This window comes from Pseudomonas sp. CYM-20-01 (genome assembly GCF_023169845.1).
GTDB lineage: Bacteria > Pseudomonadota > Gammaproteobacteria > Pseudomonadales > Pseudomonadaceae > Aquipseudomonas > Aquipseudomonas azotoformans.
In genome coordinates, this window is record NZ_AP025169.1 from 4466500 (window position 1) to 4485605 (window position 19106).

The following is a 19106-nucleotide window of genomic DNA, read 5'->3' on the forward strand; positions in this document are numbered from 1 at the left end:
ACTCCGGCAGCCGATTCGGCTGCCCTACCCAACTTTTCAGCTTTCCCGGCTGAACCACCCCTCGGTTTCAGCCGGGATTCACCCCGCACAACCCACAAAATAGCCCCACAGCTCACCCCATGGATTTCGTGCCCCCATGCAAACCACCAACACCGTCTTGATGATTCGCCCGGCGCGCTTTGCCTTCAACCCGGACACCGCAATCAACAACCGTTTCCAACGCCAGCCTCTCGACCCACTCCACGCACAGCAGAAAGCGCTGGAAGAGTTCGACGGCTATGTCGCCACCCTGCGCAATCACGGCGTCGAAGTGCTGGTGGTGCAGGACACCCCGGCGCCCCACACCCCTGACTCGATCTTCCCCAACAACTGGTGGAGCAGCCACGCCGACGGCAGCCTGGTGCTGTACCCGATGGAAGGCCAGAACCGACGACTGGAACGCGACAAAGGCGTGCTGCAAGTACTGGAGCAACGTTTTGCGATCAACAGCACCATCGACCTCAGCCACCTCGAACAACAGAACATCTTCCTCGAAGGCACCGGCAGCATGGTGCTCGACCGCCAGCACCGCATCAGCTACGCCTGCCACTCCGGGCGCACCCACCACGACGCCCTGCGTCAGTTCGCCGAGCGCCTCGACTACCAGCTTTGCGTGTTCCACGCGGTCGACCGCCACCACGCGCCGATCTACCACAGCAACGTGATGATGAGCGTCGGCCGCAACCTCTCGGTGGTGTGCCTGCAAGCCCTGCCGATTGCCAATGAGCGCCAGGCCCTGGAGCGCTCCCTGCGCGACACCGGTAAGGACATCGTCGCCCTCGACTTCGACCAGTTGGAAGCCTTCGCCGGCAACATGCTCGAAGTCCACGACCGCGACGGCCAGCCGCTGCTGGTGATGTCGGCCAGCGCCTGGGGCGCTCTGCAACCGGCGCAGCGCCAACATATCGAGCGCCACACCCGGCCGGTGGTGGTGAACATCGACAACATCGAACGCATCGGCGGCGGCAGTGCCCGCTGCATGCTGGCGGAAGTGCATCTGCCCGCCCGTCCCTCATTTCAATAAGGAGTCTTGCCATGACCCGCTATATCGACGTCAACGACCTCTGCTACCTGGTCTCGCAAAAAGGCCTGTCCACCTGCATCACCGAAATGGCCGAGTACATCCGCGCCGACTACCTGCGCTGGCAAGATTTCGAAAAATGCGCGCGCCTGGCCAACCACTCGCCGGACGGCGTGATCGAGCTGATGCCGGTGTCCGATGCGTCGCTGTATGCGTTCAAGTACGTCAACGGCCACCCGAAAAACACCCTGGCAGGCATGCTCACCGTAATGGCCTTCGGCGCGCTGGGCGATGTCGACACCGGCCTGCCGGTGCTGCTGGCGGAAATGACCCTGACCACCGCGATCCGTACCGCCGCCACCTCGGCGCTGGTCGCCCGCTACCTGGCCCGCGAGAACAGCCGCAGCATGGCGCTGATCGGCAACGGTTCGCAGAGCGAATTCCAGGCCCTGGCCTTCCACGCCATGCTTGGCATCAATGAAATCCGCCTGTTCGATATCGACGCCAAGGCCACTGCCAAACTGGCCGCCAACCTCAAGGCCTTCCCGGCGATCAAAGTGATCCTGGCCGGCAGCGTGGCTGAAGCGGTCAAAGGCGCCGACATCGTCACCACCGTCACCGCCGACAAGGCCTACGCGACGATCCTCACCGACGACATGATCGAACCCGGCATGCACCTCAATGCCGTCGGCGGTGACTGCCCAGGCAAGACCGAGCTGGACCGACGTATCGTCGAGCGCGCCCGGGTGATCGTCGAGTACGAACCACAAAGCCGCATCGAAGGCGAAATCCAGCACATGCCGGAAGATTCGCCGGTCACAGAGCTGTGGCAAGTGATCAACGGCCAGCAGCCAGGCCGCGAGAATGCGCGCCAGGTCACGCTGTTCGACTCGGTGGGTTTCGCCATCGAAGACTACTCGGCCCTGCGCTACGTACTCGACGTAGCCAAGGCGCTGGAGGTGGGCAGCGAATTGGAGCTGGTGCCGGACCTGGCCGACCCCAAAGACCTGTTCGCACGCCTGGCCCAACAGCCCCGCGTACAGCAGAAAAAGCGCGCCTGAGACCGCTCTGGCCTGCTGCTTTGCGTCGAGGGCGGGCCATTTTTTCAGGGAGGAAAAGCCGATTCAGCGGGTGTCACAGCCGATTCCGCTGCATTGCCAGTTTTAACAGCGCAATTTGCGCTTTATGCGAGGGGTAAACGACACAAAAAACGCACCATCATGAAGCATTCTCTGCTCCCAGTTATTCACTGCCCTGACATCAATTACAAAATATAGGGACCTGCACATGACTCCATTGCGATCACTCTTCGCCGCGCTGCTGTTGCCACTCTGCGCCACCTCCGCCCACGCCCAGGACTGGAAAGAAATCCGTTTCGGCGTGTTCCCCGAATACCCGCCCTTCGAATCCGTGGCCGCCGACGGCAGCCTGCAAGGTTTCGATATCGAGCTGGGCAACGCGATCTGCGCCAAGCTCGAAGTGAAATGCACCTGGGTCCACAATGAATTCGACGGCATGATCCCGGCCCTGCGCGCGCGCAAGTTCGACGCGATCATGTCGTCCATGGCCGTCACCCCGGCCCGTGAAAAAATCATCGACTTCAGTGACCGGCTGTTCCTCAGCCCGACCTCGGTGATCACCCGCAAGAGCGCCGACTTCGGCGACACCCCGGAATCCCTCAAGGGCAAGCAAGTCGGCGTACTGCAAGGGTCGTTGCAGGAGGCCTATGCCCGTGCGCACCTGGCCAAGCTCGGCGCGCAGATCAAGGCGTACCAGTCCCAGGACCAGAACTACGCCGACCTGCAGAACGGCCGCCTCGACGCGACCCTGACCGACAAGCTCGAAGCCCAGCTCAACTTCCTGTCCAAGCCCGAAGGCGCCGACTTCAAGACCGGCCCGGCCTTCAAGGACCCGACCCTGCCCCTGGACATCGCCATGGGCCTGCGCAAGAACGACCAGGAATTGCGCGCGCTGATCAACAAGGGCATCGCTGCGGTGCAGGCGGATGGCACTTACGCGCAGATCCAGAAGAAATACTTTGGTGATCAGGACATCTACCACGAGTGATGCTCTGACCTCGCTGTGGAAACTTGCTTGTGTGGGAGGGGGCTTGCCCCCGATAGCGGTGGTTCAGTCAACTGATTTGGCACTGATACACCTCTATCGGGGGCAAGCCCCCTCCCACAAAAGGCAGCGTCCACAGTCAATCTCTGTGCTCCATCGAGATCATTTCCATGAATGAATTCCTCAACTTGCAAGGCTACGGCCCGATGCTCGCCCAGGGTGCGTGGATGACGCTCAAGCTGTCCTTCCTCGCCCTGGCCTTGAGCCTCGCCCTCGGCCTGATCGCCGCCGGCGCCAAGCTCTCCAGCGCCAAATGGCTGCGGGTGCCGGCCACGCTCTACACCACGCTGATCCGCAGCGTGCCGGACCTGGTGCTGATCCTGCTGATTTTCTACAGCCTGCAACTGTGGCTCAACGACCTGAGCGAACTGTTCGGCTGGGACTACTTTGAAATCGACCCGTTTACCGCAGGCGTCGTCACGCTGGGCTTCATCTACGGTGCGTATTTCACCGAGAACTTCCGGGGCGCGATCCTCAGCGTGCCGGTCGGCCAACTGGAAGCGGCGACCGCCTATGGGCTTAGCCGCTGGCAGCGCTTTCACCTGGTGCTGTTCCCGCAGCTGATGCGTTTTGCCCTGCCGGGCCTGGGCAATAACTGGCTGGTGCTGCTCAAGTCCACGGCGCTAGTGTCGATCATCGGCCTGTCGGACCTGGTCAAGGCCGCGCAGAACGCCGGCAAGACCACCAACGAGCCGCTGTACTTCCTGATCCTCGCGGGCCTGGTGTACCTGATGATCACCACCCTCTCCAACCGCATCTTCAAGCGCCTCGAACGGCGCTACAACCTCGGCATCAAGGGGATGGCGCGATGATCGAACTGTTCCAGCAATACGGCCTGGCCTACCTGCTCAGCGATGGCGCGGGGCTGTCCGGCGTGGCCATGACCCTGTGGCTGTTCATCGTCTCGGTGGTGTTCGGCTTCGTGCTGTCGATTCCGCTGGCGCTGGCGCGGGTTTCCGAGCACTTCTGGCTGCGCTGGCCGGTGGAGGTCTACACCTACCTGTTCCGTGGGACGCCGCTGTATATCCAGTTGCTGATCTGCTACACCGGGCTGTACAGCCTGGAAGTGGTACAGGACAACGCCCTGCTCAACCAGTTTTTCCGCAACGCGCTGAACTGCACCCTGCTGGCCTTCGTGCTCAACACCTGCGCCTACACCGTGGAAATCTTCGCCGGGGCGATCCGCAATATTCCCCACGGCGAAATCGAAGCGGCCCGCGCCTATGGCCTGCATGGCTGGCGGTTGAACCTGTTTGTGGTAGTGCCGGCAGCTCTGCGTCGCGCATTACCGGCCTACAGCAATGAAATGATCCTGATGCTGCACGCCACCTCCCTGGCGTTTACCGCTACCGTCGCCGACATCCTCAAGGTGGCCCGCGACGCCAATGCCGAGACGTTCCTGACGTTCCAGGCCTTCGGCATCGCCGCCCTGCTCTACATGCTGCTGTCCTTTGCACTGGTGGGCCTGTTCCGACTGGCCGAACGTCGCTGGATGCGTTTTCTTGTTCCTACCCGAGGCTAACCCATGAATCAGTCCGCGCAGGCCCTGGCCACTTATCCCGTTGACGAACCCGTAGCCAAACCCGCCACCGCTGCCATCAAGCTGCAAGTCGAAGGCATCCACAAACGCTACGGCGAACACGAAGTGCTCAAGGGCGTATCGCTGAATGCGCGCAATGGCGATGTGATCAGCCTCATTGGCGCCAGCGGCTCCGGCAAAAGCACGATGCTGCGCTGCATCAACTTCCTCGAACAGCCAGACGCCGGGGTGATCACCCTGGATGGCATCAGCCTCGAAATGCAGCCAGGCCGCGCCGGCACCCGCGCGCCGCACCAGGCCCAGTTGCAGAACCTGCGCACACGCCTGGCCATGGTGTTCCAGCACTTCAACCTGTGGAGCCACATGACCGTGCTGGAAAACATCACCATGGCCCCGCGACGGGTGCTGAACGTGAGCGCCGCCGAGGCGGAAAAACGCGCGCGCCTGTACCTGGACAAGGTCGGCCTGCCGGGCCGCGTGGCGGATCAGTACCCGGCGTTCCTGTCCGGCGGCCAGCAGCAGCGCGTGGCCATCGCCCGAGCCTTGGCGATGGAACCGGAGATCATCCTGTTCGATGAACCGACTTCCGCACTCGACCCAGAACTTGTAGGAGAAGTCCTCAAAGTCATACAGACGTTGGCCGAGGAAGGTCGTACCATGCTGATGGTCACCCACGAAATGGGCTTTGCCCGCCAGGTGTCCAGCCAAGTGCTGTTCTTGCATCAGGGCAAGGTTGAGGAACAAGGCGATGCCAGGATCCTCGACCACCCCGGCAGTGAGCGCCTGCAACAATTTCTTTCCAACCGTTTGAAGTGAACCCCATGGATACCAAGGCCAACGGACCCCATTCCTCCCCTGCGCTGGACCGCATCGATGAGGCCATCATCGAAGTGCTGCGCCATCAGGGGCGCATCACCTACGAAAAACTCTCGTCGCTGGTGCACCTCACGCCCAGGCCTTGCCTGGAACGGGTGCGCAAGCTGGAGCGGCGTGGGGTGATCCGTGGGTATGGGGCGATCATCGATGTGCAGATGGTCTCGCCAGGCTTGTCATTGCTGGTCCTGGTGGCCTTGTCCAACCAAAGCGGGCGCTCGGCGCAAAAGGCCTTCGAAGCCTGTGTGAAAGCCTGCCCGCAGGTGTTCGAATGCCAGCTGATCAGCGGGCCGTTCGACTACAGCCTGCGCATGCGTTGCCGGGACATGGAGCACTATCGAGTGCTGACAGAAACCTGGTTGAACAATGACGAGCTGCACATCGATAAGTTGGTGGCGCATCCGGAGTTGGCGGTGGTCAAGAACACCGCCACCGAGCTGGCCTGAACTTATCGCTCCAAAACACCGCAAATCTAATGTGGGAGGGGCGGTGCGACGATTCGACTTGCCCCCGATGAGGGAGTGTCAGTTAAAAATGTATAGACTGACACACTGCTATCGGGGGCAAGCCCCCTCCCACATATTCAACCCTGCCCGCTTAAGATTTTTTTGCCAGGCTTGGTGCCGATCAGCCTGGCCTGCCCATCCTTCTGCTTCCCCGTCCGCGCCTCGCTGATCAACCCCGGTATCAACTTGCCCTCCGGCAGGTTCTTCCAGAACCGGCTGGGCAAGTGCCCTTCCATCACCTTGGGGTTCAACCGCGCCGGGTTGAAGATGTGGCTGTAATAGGTCAGCCACATCGCATTGTGGGGGTCCTCGACATTCTGCGCCAACTGCCGCCACGCCTCGGGGCATTCACGCTGGTGGATCAACTGCTCGCCGTCGTAGTAGACCCCATCCAGCGGCGTGGCGATCATCCAGCGATGGCGGCCCATGCGCCCGATAAAGTGCTGGCTGGCTGATTTCAGGATGTGATGGGCTGGCTCGTGCCAGGCCACGTATTCCGGCAGTTCCGGCCCCGCTCCCGCCGGCAGCGCGATAAACCGCACAAACGCATGCAGGTGGTGCGCCTCGCGGCTGACCTGCTTGATCCGCCGCTGCAACTCACTGCCCAGCTTGTCCCCGGCCAGCATCGCGGTGCGGTCGCCATGGCTGACGCGCCATAACACTTCGTACAACAAGCTCCAACGCTGGTCGCCGTGATAGCAGGCAGCCGACTCCAGCAGTTCCAACAACGCTTTGGGGATCCGCGCCTGGAACGGCCCCAGGCCCTCAGGGATCGGCTCATCGGTGGCAAACAGGTCCGCCACCTCCGCCTCGCCCCAGCTCACCTGGCTGGGGTCGACCTGATGGCTGAGCAGCCAGCGCGCCTGATCGCGCCAGGTGGCGAACAGGTTGTCGCATTCCAGGCTGATCACCCCCACAACCCCATCTGCTGCGGTTGCGGGCGATCACGCAGTTGTTCGCGCAGCAATACGCTGGTGCTGTCGGCCTGTTGCGGGTGGTAGTCGCTGGTGATGAAAAACGGCTTGGCCTTGGCCAGTACGCAGCGCATGCGCGCCAGGTCTTCGAAGCGGATCTTGCGTTCGCGGCGCAGGTCCACCAGGCGCTGGGTGGTGCGCAGGCCAATGCCTGGAATGCGTGCAATCAAGGTCGGTTCGGCGCGGTTCAGGTCCAGGGGGAACACGTCGCGATTGTCCAGGGCCCAGGCCAGCTTGGGGTCGATGTCCAGGGCCAGGTGGCCAGGGCCTTTGAACAGTTCATTGGCATTGAACCCATAGCTGCGCAACAGGAAGTCGGCCTGGTACAAGCGGTGCTCGCGCATCAGCGGCGGCGCGGCCAGCGGCACGCTTTTCGGGCTGTTGGGAATGGGGCTGAACGCCGAGTAATACACGCGACGCAGCTTGAAGTTGCCGTACAACGCCTCGGCACCGTGGAGGATGGTGCTGTCATCTGTGTCGTCGGCGCCGACGATCAGTTGCGTGCTCTGCCCGGCCGGCGCAAAACGCGGTGCACGCGGTTCGTTGCGCACGGTCTGCTCGCCGGTGTAGATGGTCTGCATGGCCTGCTTGATCGAGACGATCTTTTTTTCCGGCGCCAGGGTCTGCAAGCTGGCCTCGGTGGGCAGTTCGATGTTCACGCTCAGCCGGTCGGCATAGCGCCCGGCCTCGGCGATCAGCGCCGGGTCCGCGTCGGGAATGGTCTTGAGGTGGATATAGCCGCGAAAGTCGTGCTCTTCGCGCAGCAGCTTGGCCACGCGCACCAACTGCTCCATGGTGTAGTCGGACGAACGGATGATGCCGGAGCTGAGAAACAGCCCGCTGACGCAATTGCGCCGGTAGAAATCCAGGGTCAGAGTGACCACCTCCTCCGGGCTGAAACGCGCACGGGGCACGTCGCTGGAGCGGCGGTTGACGCAGTACTGGCAGTCGTAGAGACAGAAGTTGGTGAGCAGCACCTTGAGCAACGACACGCAACGCCCGTCGGGCGTGTAGCTGTGGCAGATGCCCATGCCATCGGTGGAACCCAGCCCCGCCTTGCCCTCGGAGCTGCGCTTGGGCGCGCCACTGCTGGCGCACGATGCATCGTACTTGGCGGCGTCGGCGAGAATGCTGAGTTTTTCGATCAACTGCATGGAGGGCTACCGATACTGGTTTTTTGTACAGTATCAGCCAACCCTCCGGGTCACAAGTGCAGCCTGTCAGCTTGCCGTGGCGAGCAACAGGTCCTGCACCGAGCGCCCCTTGCCGCGCCCACGGTCCAGGGCATACAACGACGCTGCAATCTCATCGGCGCGAATCGGCAGCACCGACAGCAAGGTGTCGCTCAAGCCATGGCTGGCCTGGCTGAAACCCTGGATGTAGATGCCGGCGTTGCAGCGCTCGTCGGTGACGATGCGGTAGTCGCGTGCCACTTCGAAGTCGCCCAGGTAGTCTTCCAACGGCGCCAGCAAGGCGCGGTGTGTCTGGCGCTCGTAGCCGGTGGCCAGGATCACCGCGTCGTAATGGTTGACGCTGGTGTCGCCGTTGGCGTTGTTGCGCAGCGCCAGTTCGATACCCAGCGGGCCGGGGGTGGCCTTCTCGACCACGGTCATGGTGCGGAACGCCTGGCGGGCGATGCCGGAGACTTTCTGGCGGTAGAAAATGCCGTAGATGCGCTCGATCAGGTCGAGGTCCACCACCGAATAGTTGGTGTTCTGGTACTCGGCCACCAGGCGCTCACGCTCGGCGCCCTCCTGCTGGAACACCAGGTCGGTGAAGGCCGGCGAGAACACTTCGTTGACGAACGGGCTGTCATCGGCGGGCTTGAGCGCCGAGCCGCGCAGGATCATGTCGACCTGCACCGACGGGAAGCTGTCGTTCAGGTCGATAAAGGCTTCGGCCGCACTCTGGCCGCCGCCGATGATGGCGATGCGCATGGCCTTGCCGTCGACACACGGCTGGGTGGCCATGCGCTCCAGGTATTGCGAATGGTGGAACACCCGGCTGTCGCCTTTAAGCGCCTTGAACGCCTCGGGAATACGTGGCGTGCCACCGGCGCTGACCACCACCGAACGGGTGGTGCGCACATGCTGCTCGCCCAGGGCATCGCGGGAGATCACGCGCAGCGCTTCGACCTGCTGCTGATGCAGGATCGGCTCGATGGCCAGCACCTCCTCGCCGTAGCGCGCCTGGGCCTGGAACTGCCCGGCGACCCAGCGCAGGTAGTCGTTGTACTCCATGCGGCACGGGTAGAAGGTGCCCAGGTTGATAAAGTCCACCAGGCGGTCGTGGGCTTTCAGGTAGTTGACGAAGGAGTACGGGCTGGTGGGGTTGCGCAGGGTCACCAGGTCCTTGAGGAACGAGATCTGCAGCTCGCTCTGGGTTACCAGGGTATTGCCGTGCCAGCGGTAGTCGGCCTGTTTGTCCAAGAACAGCACGTCCAGTTTGCCCTGGGCCTTTTCGCGCTCCTGCAGGGCGATGGCCAGCGCCAGGTTCGAAGGGCCGAAACCGATACCGATCAGGTCGTGAACCGCGGGCGAAGCAATTGCCTGTGTCATTCCAGTGTCCTCTGGATAAGCCCCTTGGCGGTGGGGCGGGAATACCTTTCAAGGCCTGAACAACAGGCCGTGTGTTGATAGGAAACGAGGACAGTGAAATAAAATTTAACCGATCATTGATCAGTGTGCTTCCCACTCGCGCATCCGTACCCGGCAGTGCTTCATGGCGTTGACGATGTGTTTTTCCACCAGGGCGCGGGAAATGCACAGGCGTTCGGCAATCTGCAAGTGGGTCAGGCCGTCGAGCTTACGCAGCAGGAAGCTGTCGCGGCAGGCCGGCGGCAGTTCGGCCAGGGCGCGTTCAAGCAGCTCCAGGCGCTGGCCGTGGGCGTGGGTGGTGTGCGGCGAACTGCTGGCAAAGCGTTCTTCGGCATCGAGTACGTCCAGCGGTTCGACCTGGCGCAAGGCGTTGCGCCGATGGCCGTCAATCACCAGGTTGAGCGCAGTACGGTACAAAAAGGCACGGGGTTGCTCGATGGGGGTGTCGCTGGAACGTTCCAGCACCCGGACATACGCGTCATGCACCACATCCTCGGCGACCTGACGGTTGCCCAGCTTGGCGTTGAGGAAACACACCAGCTCGCGATAGTAGTTTTCCAACATGACTCCCGGCCGCGGGGTAGCGGCATTAGGTCCCCGGGTGCAAAAAAGACAGCGTTAAGGTAATGGCAGTTTGAGTGCGTGCAATTTATAGTAATTCTCATCTACTTTTAAAGCAGACTTGCATCAACGGACGATTTTTTTCTTCAAGGGAGCTGTAACTGCTTATGTAACCGCCTAAATCCCCGCGCAATTCTCTCGTTTACTTGTCAGCTCCCCGCAACTGCGGTCCGAACTTTCCTGGCTGGAAACCCACGCATGAAACGCCCTCGACCTGCCCGACGCGCCTTGCTCGTTATCGCGTGCCTGATCCCCATCATCGCCGTCGCGGCCTGGCAGGTGCTGCCGCCGGGGCGTGACACCCTCACCACCGTCACCGTCACCCGCGGCAATATCGAAAACAGTGTGACCGCCCTGGGCACCCTGCAACCGCGCCGTTATGTGGACGTGGGCGCCCAGGCATCCGGCCAGATCCGCAAGATCCACGTCGAGGCCGGCGACCAGGTGCAGGAAGGCCAGTTGCTGGTGGAGATCGACCCGTCCACGCAGAAGGCCAAGCTCGACGCCAGCCGCTACGCCATCGAGAACCTCAAGGCCCAGTTGCAGGAGCAAAAGGCCCAGCACGAACTGGCGCGCCAGAAATACCAGCGCCAGCAGCGCCTGGTCGCCGGCAACGCCACCCGCGAGGAAGACGTGCAAACCGCCAAGGCGGAACTGAGCGCCACCCAGGCGCGGGTCGACATGTTCCAGGCGCAGATCCTGCAAGCCCAGGCCAGCCTGCGCAGTGATGAAGCCGAGCTCGGCTACACGCGGATTTATGCGCCGATGACCGGCACCGTGGTCGCGGTGGACGCCCGCGTCGGCCAGACCCTCAACGCCCAGCAGCAGACGCCGTTGATCCTGCGGATCGCCAAATTGTCGCCGATGACCGTGTGGGCGGAAGTCTCGGAAGCCGATATCGGCCACGTCAAACCGGGCATGACCGCCTACTTCACCACCCTGAGCGGCGGTAACCGGCGCTGGACCAGCACCGTGCGGCAGATCCTGCCGATCCCGCCCAAGCCTCTGAATCAGACTCAAGGCAGCGGCAGCCCCAACAGCACGAATAAAAGCGGCAGCGGCCGCGTGGTGCTGTACACCGTGTTGCTGGATGTGGACAACGGCGACAACGCGTTGATGGCCGAAATGACCACCCAGGTATTTTTCGTCGCCAGCCAGGCCAAGGACACGCTGACGGCACCGGTCGCTGCGCTGCAGGGCACGACGAACGCCAACCAGCAGATCGCCCGGGTGGTGGCCAAGAATGGCCGCATCGAACAGCGCCAGGTGCAGGTCGGCATCAGCGACCGCCTGCGCGTGCAAGTGCTCGACGGCCTGAACGAAGGTGATCACCTGCTGGTCGGCCCGGCCGACGGCAACGGGGGTTGAGGTGAACACGCCCCTGATCGAACTCAAGGACATCCGCAAGTCCTACGGCGGCGGCGACAGCCCGCAGGTCGACGTATTGCGCGGCATCGACCTGGCGATCCATGCCGGGGAATTCGTCGCCATCGTCGGCGCTTCCGGCTCCGGCAAGTCCACGTTGATGAACATCCTCGGTTGCCTCGACCGCCCCAGCACCGGCGACTACCTGTTCGCCGGGGAAAACGTCGCGCACCTGGACAGCGACGAACTCGCCTGGCTGCGCCGTGAAGCCTTTGGCTTTGTGTTCCAGGGCTACCACCTGATCCCCTCGGGTTCGGCCCAGGAAAACGTCGAGATGCCGGCGATCTACGCCGGCATCAGCGCCGCCGAGCGCCATGCCCGCGCCAACGCCCTGCTCACCCGCTTGGGCCTGGCCGAGCGCACCGGCAACCGTCCGCACCAGCTTTCCGGCGGCCAGCAGCAACGGGTGTCCATCGCCCGTGCGTTGATGAACGGCGGCCATATCATCCTCGCCGACGAACCCACCGGCGCCCTCGACAGTCATAGCGGCGCCGAGGTCATGACCCTGCTCGACGAACTCGCCAGCCAGGGCCACGTGGTGATCCTGATCACCCACGACCGCGAAGTGGCGGCGCGGGCCAACCGCATCATCGAGATTCGCGATGGCCTGATCATCAGCGACTCGGCCAATGACAGCGACGCGAAACCCGTGGCCACCAGCGGCGCCCTGCAAGCCGTGGACCTGCGCCAGCGCCTGGCCGACGGCGCCGAGCACAACGGCGCCTGGAAAGCCGAACTGATGGACGCGGTACAGGCCGCCTGGCGTGTGATGTGGATCAACCGCTTCCGCACCGCGCTGACCCTGCTGGGCATCATCATCGGCGTGGCGTCGGTGGTGGTGATGCTGGCAGTGGGCGAAGGCAGCAAGCGCCAGGTCATGGCGCAGATGGGCGCGTTCGGCTCCAACATCATCTACCTCAGCGGTTCGTCGCCGAATCCGCGCACGCCGCTGGGCATCGTGACCCTCGATGACGTGCATGCACTGGCGTCCCTGCCGCAGGTGCAGCGCATCATGCCGGTCAATGGCAACGAAGCCGGGGTGCGTTTTGGCAATGTCGACTACATGGCCTACGTGGGCGGCAATGACACCAACTTCCCGGAGATTTTCAATTGGCCGGTGGTCGAGGGCAATTACTTCACTGCTGCCGACGAACGTGCGGCTGCCACCGTGGCGGTGATTGGACATCGCGTGCGCGAGAAGCTGTTCAAGGGTGAGGTCGACCCCATCGGCCAGTACATCCTGATTGAAAATGTGCCGTTCCAGGTGATTGGCGTGCTGGCGGAAAAAGGCGCCAGCTCCGGCAACAAGGACAGTGACGACCGGGTTGCCATCCCTTACACCGCCGCCAGCGTGCGTCTGTTCGGCAGCTACGACCCCGAGTATGTGGTGATCGCGGCGGCGGATGCGCGCAAGGTCCGCGAGGCCGAAGTGGCCATCGACCAGTTGATGCAAAAGCTGCACAACGGCAAGCGCGACTATGAGCTGACCAACAACGCCGCGATGATCCAGGCCGAGGCGCGCACGCAGAACACCCTGTCGCTGATGCTCGGTTCGATTGCCGCGATTTCCCTGTTGGTGGGCGGCATCGGCGTGATGAACATCATGTTGATGACGGTGCGCGAACGTACCCGTGAAATCGGTATCCGCATGGCCACAGGCGCACGCCAGCGCGACATCCTGCGCCAGTTCCTCACCGAAGCGGTGATGCTTTCGGTGGTTGGCGGCCTGTGCGGCATCGCCCTCGCACTGTTGGTCGGCGGTGTGCTGGTGCTGGCCAAGGTGGCGGTGCAGTTTTCCCTGGTGGCGGTGTTCGGTGCATTCGGTTGCGCCCTCGTCACCGGCGTCGTATTCGGCTTCATGCCGGCCCGTAAAGCTGCCCGGCTCGATCCGGTTAAGGCGTTGACCAGTGAATAAACGATCCCTTTACCTGCCCGGCCTCTGCGTATTGCTCAGCGCCTGCACCGGCAACCCGCCAGCCCTGGACAGCGGCATCGCACCGCCGGCCGCCTGGCAATATACCGAGCGTGCGGCGGCGCAGGCCACCAACCGGCAATGGTGGACACAGTTCGGCAGCCCGCAACTCGACCGCCTGGTCGATCAGGCTCGCCGCGACAGCTACGACGTAGCTGCCGCCACCGCGCGCGTGCGTCAGGCCCAGGCCAGTGCAGTGATCGCCGGCGCACCGCTGTTGCCGGAGGTGAAGTTCAACCTCGCCACCAGCCGTCAAAAGTTGCTGCGCGGACCGGGCGGGCCCGATCTGGATGCGTCACGCACCAATGATGCCGTCGACAACTTTGGCGCCAACCTCACCGCCAGCTACGAAGTGGACTTCTGGGGTGGCCGTGCCGCCGCCCGTGACAGTGCGCTGCATAGCCTGCGCGCCAGCGAGTTTGACCAGGCCACGGTGGAGCTGACCTTGCTCAGCAGCGTGGCCGACCGTTACGCGCAAACCCTGGCTGCCCACCAGCGCCAGCAGATCGCCGAACTCAACCTGGCGAACGCGCGCAACGTACTCGACCTGGTGCAGACCCGCTATGACGCCGGCTCCGCCACTGCCCTGGAACTGGCCCAGCAAAAAAGCCTGGTCGCCAGCCAGCAACGTCAACTGCCGCTTATCCAGCAACTGGCCGAAGAATCGCGCATCACCCTGGCCGCCCTCCTCGGCCAGCCCGTGCAGGCCCTGGAGCTGGGCAGCGAACCGTTCCAGGCCCTCACCTGGCCGACCATCGGCGCCGGCATGCCCAGCCAGTTGCTCAGCCGTAGACCCGACATCGCCAAGGCCGAGGCGCAACTGGCGGCGGCGCAAGCCGACGTCACCGTGGCGCGCGCGGCCATGCTACCAGCCGTCACCCTTGGTGCGACGCTTGGCTCCGACGCTTACAAGGCCGCAGACATTCTGCGCAGCCCCTACTACACGCTGACCGCCGGCCTGGTCGGCCCGATCTTCAACAACGGCCGTTTAAGCGCTGAACGCGACAAGGCCCGCGCCCGTCAGGATGAACTGCTGCAAACCTATCGCGGCGCGATCATCAACGGCTTTGCCGATGTGGAAAAAGCCCTCAGCAGCATCACCCGCCTCGACCAGCAGCGCCAATGGCAGCGTGAAGAACTGCAACAGGCGCAGACGGCGTTCCAGATCGCCGAAAGCCGCTACCAGGCCGGCGCCGAAGACCTGCTCACCGTGCTGGAAACCCAGCGCACGCTGTACGCGGCCCAGGACCAGAATGTGCAACTGCGCTTGTCACGCCTACAGGCCAGTATCGCCCTGTACAAAGCGCTGGGTGGTGGCTGGCAGACAGAGATCCGATAAACAAAACTCCAGTTTCATACACAAGACGTTCTTTCAGCCTACATTCTTCGACCCAAGGTCCTTGGTAAAAAAACCGCTATCACACGGTTGCCCGGGACCTCTCGATGACTGCTGCAAAACACCTGACGTGCGCCTGTCTCTGGCTGCTGGCAAACCTTGCCGCAGCCCAGCCGTTGATCCCCCCCACTGCCATCGACTGGTTGCTGGACTGTCCCCTGCCCACCGTTGAACGCCTGGACCCCGCGGTACTGGAACGTACCCAATGCGGCACCGTGAGCGTACCGCGCAATTACGCAGCGCCCCGCCAGGGCAGGCTGCGCCTGTACGTGACTCGCGTCGGTGCCCGCGACCCGCTGAGCCGTGAAGGCGTGATCATTGCCCAGGCCGGCGACGCGGCCAAAAAGAATCAGGTCGGCACCTTTGTCATCCACCTGGCCAGCCTGTGGAACGCCCACTCCCACCCGGCCTATCGCAGGCTGGTGGACCGTTATGACGTCATCGAGCTCAGCACCCGCGACCTGAGTACCGACAATGGCATCGAAATGGCCGCCCAGGACCTGGAGTTCGTACGTACCCAACTCGGTGAAGCTCAGTTGCGTTACCTGGGCAATGCCGACAGCGCACGCCTGGGCAACCGCTACGCCACGCTGTTCCCCGAGCGGGTCACGCGCATGGTGCTGGTCAACGCGCACGCGAGCGAAATGGCGGCGCCCTTCGTCGAACAATTGCGCCTGAACGACTCGGCCACACAGGACGCCAGCCGTTGCATCAACCGCTGGGTGGGCGACTTCCTGGTCTACGGCAAGCAACCTCCACGCTCCACGCGCTGCCTGGATTCCGCCGACAGGCAGTAACCCCCCGTTTGCGACCTGTTGGCCTCAAAAACGACACCCGGCGTTGACGCTGGGGGGCGATCGTTATTAAGTGCTATTTATCCGCATTAATACGATAAATCGAACCCATGCTAAGCCGCCCGCTACGACGCAAACGCCAGAAGCTGTCCGATGTGATTGTCGAGTCGGTCAAGCGCTCCATCGTCACCGACGCCTTGAAGCCCGGCGACCGCCTGCCCACCGAGCGTGAGCTGATGGAAAGCTTCCAGTGCTCCAAGGGCTCTGCCCGCGAAGCACTCAAGGCCCTGGAAGTGGAAGGCCTGGTGAGCACCCGCACCGGCCCCAGCGGTGGCGCCTACCTGAACCAGGCCGGCACCGAACCGGCCAGCCGTGCACTGCGCAACTACCTGCACTTCCAGCACCTGGACGGCGAGCAGGTGTACCAACTGCGCAAAGTCATCGAAGTGGAACTGGCGGTGTCGGTGCTGGGGCGCCTCAGCGAAGACGATTATCAAGCCCTGCAAGACAACGTGGATTTCTGCAGCGCCCCGGAAGACAGCGAAGCCGGCCAGCGCGAGCAACGCCTGGCGGAACTGGAGTTCCATAACCTGCTGGCCAAGGCCTGCCCCAACCCGCTGCTGAGTTTCATGGCGCAGTTTCTCAACGACCTGCTGCGCGACCTGGTGGTGCTGAAAAAAGCCTACAAGCCCAAGCGCAAGCAGTTCGACGCGGCCAACCTGGATTATCACAAGCAGTTGCTGATCGCCTTTCGTGCCGGGGATGAACGTGCGGTACGCAGCTTGATGCATGAACACATGTGCGATGCCGAACACCACATGACCGCCCTTGAAGGCCAGGTCAGCCCGCATTTTCTACTGGAGTTCGATCACTCTTAAGGAACACCACAGACCCCATGTGGGAGGGGGCTTGCCCCCGATGACGCCAGCACACTCAATATTCATGTCGACTGACACACCGCCATCGGAGGCAAGCCACCTCCCACAGTTGGGCTGCATTTCAACCACACACCGTTTCATCCAATAACAGGCCTGCCCACAGGCCCTTGCTCCACCGTATCGCCATTGCCACTCCTGCCAATAACTAAACCAGGGAGTCACCCCATGCAGCGTCGTACGTTGTTGAAAGCCAGTCTCACCGCAGCCGCCGCCCTCAGCCTCCCGCTGAGCGTGCGTTCGGCATTTGCCGCCGAGCCCTTTACCTTTTACGGCCTCAAGTCCATGTCTGGCGCGTTTGCCAGCTATGGCAAGTTTGCCGACATGGGTTCGCGCCTGGCGGTGGAACAGCACCCCGAGGTGCTCGGTCGCCCGTTGAACTACAAAGTCATCGACACCGAAGGCAACGCCGGCAAGGCGGTGCGCAAGGTCCAGGAAGCCATCCAGCAGGATGGCGCGCTGTTCTTCCAGGGGTGCACCTTGTCGTCGTCGGCACTGGCGGTGGCCAAGGAAGTCGACAAGGTCGGTGGCGTGTTCATGACCCCGGTGGGCGCCGATGAAGTCACCGGCAAGGACTGCAACAAGGCGACGTTCCGCTGGTCGGTGCCCACCTACGGCGCGATCCGCGAAACCCTGGTGCCGTTGATCAAACTGCTGCCCGAAGCCAAGCGCTGGTACACCATCACCCCGCAATACGTGTTCGGCGAAGCCCTGCTTGAAGGCGCCAAAAACGTGCTCAAGGAACACGGCCTGGAGCATGTCGGCAACAGCTACCACTCGCTGCAGGAGCAGGAATTTTCCGGCTACCTGACCAACGCGATCTCGACCAAACCCGACGTGCTGGTGCTGCTCAACTTCGGCAGCCAGTCGTCCAACACCCTGCGCCAGGCGGTGAATTTCGGCATCAAGGAGCGCATGAAAGTGCTACTGGTGTGGTCCGCCGGCCTCGACCAGTTCCAGGAATTGGGCAGCGACGTGCTGGAAGGCGTGTACCTCGGCGCGCAGTACTGGCACCAGGTCGACACCCCGCTCAACCGTGAACTGGTCAAGCTCACCCAGGCCAAGTACGGCATCAACCCCACCTACCCGCTGGCCGCCGATTACATCAGCACCAAGGTCATGCTCGAAACCATCATTGCCACCGGCAGCTTCGACGGGCCGACCGTGGCCAAGGCCATGCAGGGCCTGAGTTTCGAAGGGCCGACCGGCAAGGAATCGATCCGCGCCGGTGACCACCAGGTGATCAAGGATTACTACCTGCTGATCGGCAAGGCCAGCAACGACATGGCCGACAAGGATGACCTGGCCAAAGTGCTCAGCGCCGGCCAGTCGTTCCCGCCGGTGGACGCCACGGGCTGCACGCTCGGCTGATCCGCTGAATTTTGTAGCGCAAGGCCGCGCAAGCGGCGTCCTGCCGAGGGTTCCTGCATGCTTAATCTTTACCTGTTCCAGATCCTCAACGGCCTTGGGCTGGGGATGATCTACTTCCTCATTGCGGTCGGGCTGACGATCATTTTCGGCCTGCTCAATTTCGTCAACTTCGCCCACGGCGCGTTCTTTCTGCTGGGTGCCTACATCTGCTACACCGCCGTGAGCCTCACCGGCAACTTCTGGCTGGCGCTGCTGATCGCGCCACTGGTGGTGGCTGCGTTGGCCTGGGTGATCGAGCGCCTGTTGATCCAGCGCATCTACCACTTGCCGCACATGTTCCAGATCCTGGTGACCCTGGGCATCGCGCTGATCATCCAGGAGGCCAGCGTGATGATCTGGGGCCCGGTGGGCAAGAGCGTCGCGGTGCCGGAACTGCTGCGCGGCGTGCTGGTGGTGGGTGATTTCGTCTACCCCTACTACCGCCTGTTCCTCATTGTGTTTTCCGGGCTGGTCGGCCTGGGCCTGTGGCTGCTGCTGGAACGCACGCGCTTCGGCGCCCTGGTGCGCGCCGGCAGTGAAAGCACCGAAACCGTGTCGCTGCTGGGCACCAATATTTTCCGCCTGTTCTCCATGACCTTCGCCCTCGGCGTGGCCCTGGCCGGCGTCGCCGGTGTGCTGTTTGCACCGTTGCGCGGCGCGCAGCCCTTTGTCGGCCCGGAGATTCTCGGCGTGGCCTTCGTGGTGGTGGTGATCGGCGGCATGGGCTCGTTCAGCGGTGCGCTGGTCGGCGGTTTGCTGGTGGGCGTAGTGCAAAGCCTGATGACCACACTCTGGCCCCAGGGTGCGAGCCTGATGATCTACGGCGCGATGGCCGTGGTGATTCTGGTGCGCCCTTACGGCCTGTTCGGGAGAGCCTGA

At 62.9% G+C, this 19106-nt stretch carries 18 protein-coding genes; 14 read left to right on the plus strand and 4 right to left on the minus strand.

Annotation, left to right across the window (positions count from 1 at the left end):
• Positions 1 to 136 precede the first annotated feature (136 nt).
• From M2497_RS20055 to M2497_RS20085, 7 genes are all read left to right on the plus strand, one after another.
• Positions 137 to 1063, plus strand: a complete 927-nt coding sequence (locus M2497_RS20055) for an arginine deiminase-related protein (protein WP_248482571.1) — start codon at positions 137 to 139, stop codon at positions 1061 to 1063.
• Positions 1064 to 1074: 11 nt separating this feature from the next.
• Positions 1075 to 2121 (plus strand): ornithine cyclodeaminase, encoded by a 1047-nt coding sequence (locus M2497_RS20060; protein ID WP_248482573.1) that lies wholly within the window; start codon positions 1075 to 1077, stop codon positions 2119 to 2121.
• A 226-nt stretch (positions 2122 to 2347) separates the two neighbouring features.
• Positions 2348 to 3127 (plus strand): ABC transporter substrate-binding protein, encoded by a 780-nt coding sequence (locus tag M2497_RS20065; RefSeq protein ID WP_248482575.1) that lies wholly within the window; start codon positions 2348 to 2350, stop codon positions 3125 to 3127.
• Positions 3128 to 3294: 167 nt separating this feature from the next.
• Entirely contained in the window at positions 3295 to 3996 is a 702-nt protein-coding gene (locus M2497_RS20070) for an ABC transporter permease (protein ID WP_248482576.1), read from the plus strand.
• Positions 3993 to 4706 carry an ABC transporter permease gene (locus tag M2497_RS20075; protein WP_248482578.1) on the plus strand — a complete coding sequence of 238 codons (714 nt, stop codon included), beginning with the start codon at positions 3993 to 3995 and terminating at the stop codon, positions 4704 to 4706. Before M2497_RS20070 ends, M2497_RS20075 begins: the two co-directional genes overlap by 4 nt.
• 3 nt (positions 4707 to 4709) lie before the next feature.
• Positions 4710 to 5540, plus strand: coding sequence for an ATP-binding cassette domain-containing protein (locus tag M2497_RS20080; protein ID WP_248482580.1), 831 nt, complete (start codon positions 4710 to 4712; stop codon positions 5538 to 5540).
• Positions 5541 to 5545: 5 nt separating this feature from the next.
• On the plus strand, positions 5546 to 6043 hold the full coding sequence (locus M2497_RS20085) for an Lrp/AsnC family transcriptional regulator (protein ID WP_016974875.1): 498 nt from the start codon (positions 5546 to 5548) through the stop codon (positions 6041 to 6043).
• A 137-nt stretch (positions 6044 to 6180) separates the two neighbouring features.
• Here M2497_RS20085 and M2497_RS20090 read toward each other — a convergent pair whose 3' ends face one another.
• The 4 genes from M2497_RS20090 to M2497_RS20105 all read right to left on the minus strand — a co-directional run bounded on the left by M2497_RS20090 (position 6181) and on the right by M2497_RS20105 (position 10238).
• A complete protein-coding gene (locus tag M2497_RS20090; RefSeq protein WP_248482582.1) occupies positions 6181 to 7014 on the minus strand; it encodes a TIGR03915 family putative DNA repair protein in 834 nt (277 codons plus the stop codon).
• Positions 7011 to 8231, minus strand: a complete 1221-nt coding sequence (locus tag M2497_RS20095; RefSeq protein WP_058426732.1) for a putative DNA modification/repair radical SAM protein — start codon at positions 8229 to 8231, stop codon at positions 7011 to 7013. The genes M2497_RS20090 and M2497_RS20095 overlap by 4 nt, the downstream gene beginning before the upstream one ends.
• Before the next feature lie 66 nt (positions 8232 to 8297).
• Positions 8298 to 9635, minus strand: a complete 1338-nt coding sequence (locus tag M2497_RS20100) for a SidA/IucD/PvdA family monooxygenase (RefSeq protein ID WP_248482584.1) — start codon at positions 9633 to 9635, stop codon at positions 8298 to 8300.
• Between the two features lie 120 nt (positions 9636 to 9755).
• Positions 9756 to 10238, minus strand: coding sequence for a sigma-70 family RNA polymerase sigma factor (locus M2497_RS20105; RefSeq protein WP_282578367.1), 483 nt, complete (start codon positions 10236 to 10238; stop codon positions 9756 to 9758).
• A 255-nt stretch (positions 10239 to 10493) separates the two neighbouring features.
• On the opposite strand from M2497_RS20105, the gene M2497_RS20110 reads away from it, so the two are divergent.
• From M2497_RS20110 to M2497_RS20140, 7 genes are all read left to right on the plus strand, one after another.
• Positions 10494 to 11663: an efflux RND transporter periplasmic adaptor subunit gene (locus M2497_RS20110; RefSeq protein WP_248482588.1), complete on the plus strand. Its 1170-nt coding sequence runs from the start codon at positions 10494 to 10496 to the stop codon at positions 11661 to 11663.
• Position 11664: 1 nt separating this feature from the next.
• Complete coding sequence (locus M2497_RS20115; protein ID WP_248482590.1) at positions 11665 to 13635, plus strand: MacB family efflux pump subunit; 1971 nt, start codon at positions 11665 to 11667, stop codon at positions 13633 to 13635.
• Positions 13628 to 15031 carry an efflux transporter outer membrane subunit gene (locus M2497_RS20120; protein ID WP_248482592.1) on the plus strand — a complete coding sequence of 468 codons (1404 nt, stop codon included), beginning with the start codon at positions 13628 to 13630 and terminating at the stop codon, positions 15029 to 15031. Before M2497_RS20115 ends, M2497_RS20120 begins: the two co-directional genes overlap by 8 nt.
• Positions 15032 to 15135: 104 nt before the next feature.
• Entirely contained in the window at positions 15136 to 15885 is a 750-nt protein-coding gene (locus M2497_RS20125) for an alpha/beta hydrolase (RefSeq protein WP_248482594.1), read from the plus strand.
• A 107-nt stretch (positions 15886 to 15992) separates the two neighbouring features.
• On the plus strand, positions 15993 to 16760 hold the full coding sequence (locus tag M2497_RS20130; protein WP_248482596.1) for an FCD domain-containing protein: 768 nt from the start codon (positions 15993 to 15995) through the stop codon (positions 16758 to 16760).
• A 225-nt stretch (positions 16761 to 16985) separates the two neighbouring features.
• Entirely contained in the window at positions 16986 to 18188 is a 1203-nt protein-coding gene (locus tag M2497_RS20135) for an ABC transporter substrate-binding protein (RefSeq protein WP_248482598.1), read from the plus strand.
• 57 nt (positions 18189 to 18245) lie between these two features.
• Entirely contained in the window at positions 18246 to 19106 is an 861-nt protein-coding gene (locus tag M2497_RS20140; RefSeq protein WP_015884776.1) for a branched-chain amino acid ABC transporter permease, read from the plus strand.

What these genes read in the sequence shown, in the direction of transcription:
- M2497_RS20055 (WP_248482571.1), top strand. Translation starts at nt 137, where the DNA reads ATGCAAACCACCAACACCGTCTTGATGATTCGCCCGGCGCGCTTTGCC.
- M2497_RS20060 (WP_248482573.1), top strand. Translation starts at nt 1,075, where the DNA reads ATGACCCGCTATATCGACGTCAACGACCTCTGCTACCTGGTCTCGCAA.
- M2497_RS20065 (WP_248482575.1), top strand. Translation starts at nt 2,348, where the DNA reads ATGACTCCATTGCGATCACTCTTCGCCGCGCTGCTGTTGCCACTCTGC.
- M2497_RS20070 (WP_248482576.1), top strand. Translation starts at nt 3,295, where the DNA reads ATGAATGAATTCCTCAACTTGCAAGGCTACGGCCCGATGCTCGCCCAG.
- M2497_RS20075 (WP_248482578.1), top strand. Translation starts at nt 3,993, where the DNA reads ATGATCGAACTGTTCCAGCAATACGGCCTGGCCTACCTGCTCAGCGAT.
- M2497_RS20080 (WP_248482580.1), top strand. Translation starts at nt 4,710, where the DNA reads ATGAATCAGTCCGCGCAGGCCCTGGCCACTTATCCCGTTGACGAACCC.
- M2497_RS20085 (WP_016974875.1), top strand. Translation starts at nt 5,546, where the DNA reads ATGGATACCAAGGCCAACGGACCCCATTCCTCCCCTGCGCTGGACCGC.
- M2497_RS20095 (WP_058426732.1), bottom strand. Translation starts at nt 8,231, where the DNA reads ATGCAGTTGATCGAAAAACTCAGCATTCTCGCCGACGCCGCCAAGTAC.
- M2497_RS20100 (WP_248482584.1), bottom strand. Translation starts at nt 9,635, where the DNA reads ATGACACAGGCAATTGCTTCGCCCGCGGTTCACGACCTGATCGGTATC.
- M2497_RS20105 (WP_282578367.1), bottom strand. Translation starts at nt 10,238, where the DNA reads ATGTTGGAAAACTACTATCGCGAGCTGGTGTGTTTCCTCAACGCCAAG.
- M2497_RS20110 (WP_248482588.1), top strand. Translation starts at nt 10,494, where the DNA reads ATGAAACGCCCTCGACCTGCCCGACGCGCCTTGCTCGTTATCGCGTGC.
- M2497_RS20125 (WP_248482594.1), top strand. Translation starts at nt 15,136, where the DNA reads ATGACTGCTGCAAAACACCTGACGTGCGCCTGTCTCTGGCTGCTGGCA.
- M2497_RS20130 (WP_248482596.1), top strand. Translation starts at nt 15,993, where the DNA reads ATGCTAAGCCGCCCGCTACGACGCAAACGCCAGAAGCTGTCCGATGTG.
- M2497_RS20135 (WP_248482598.1), top strand. Translation starts at nt 16,986, where the DNA reads ATGCAGCGTCGTACGTTGTTGAAAGCCAGTCTCACCGCAGCCGCCGCC.
- M2497_RS20140 (WP_015884776.1), top strand. Translation starts at nt 18,246, where the DNA reads ATGCTTAATCTTTACCTGTTCCAGATCCTCAACGGCCTTGGGCTGGGG.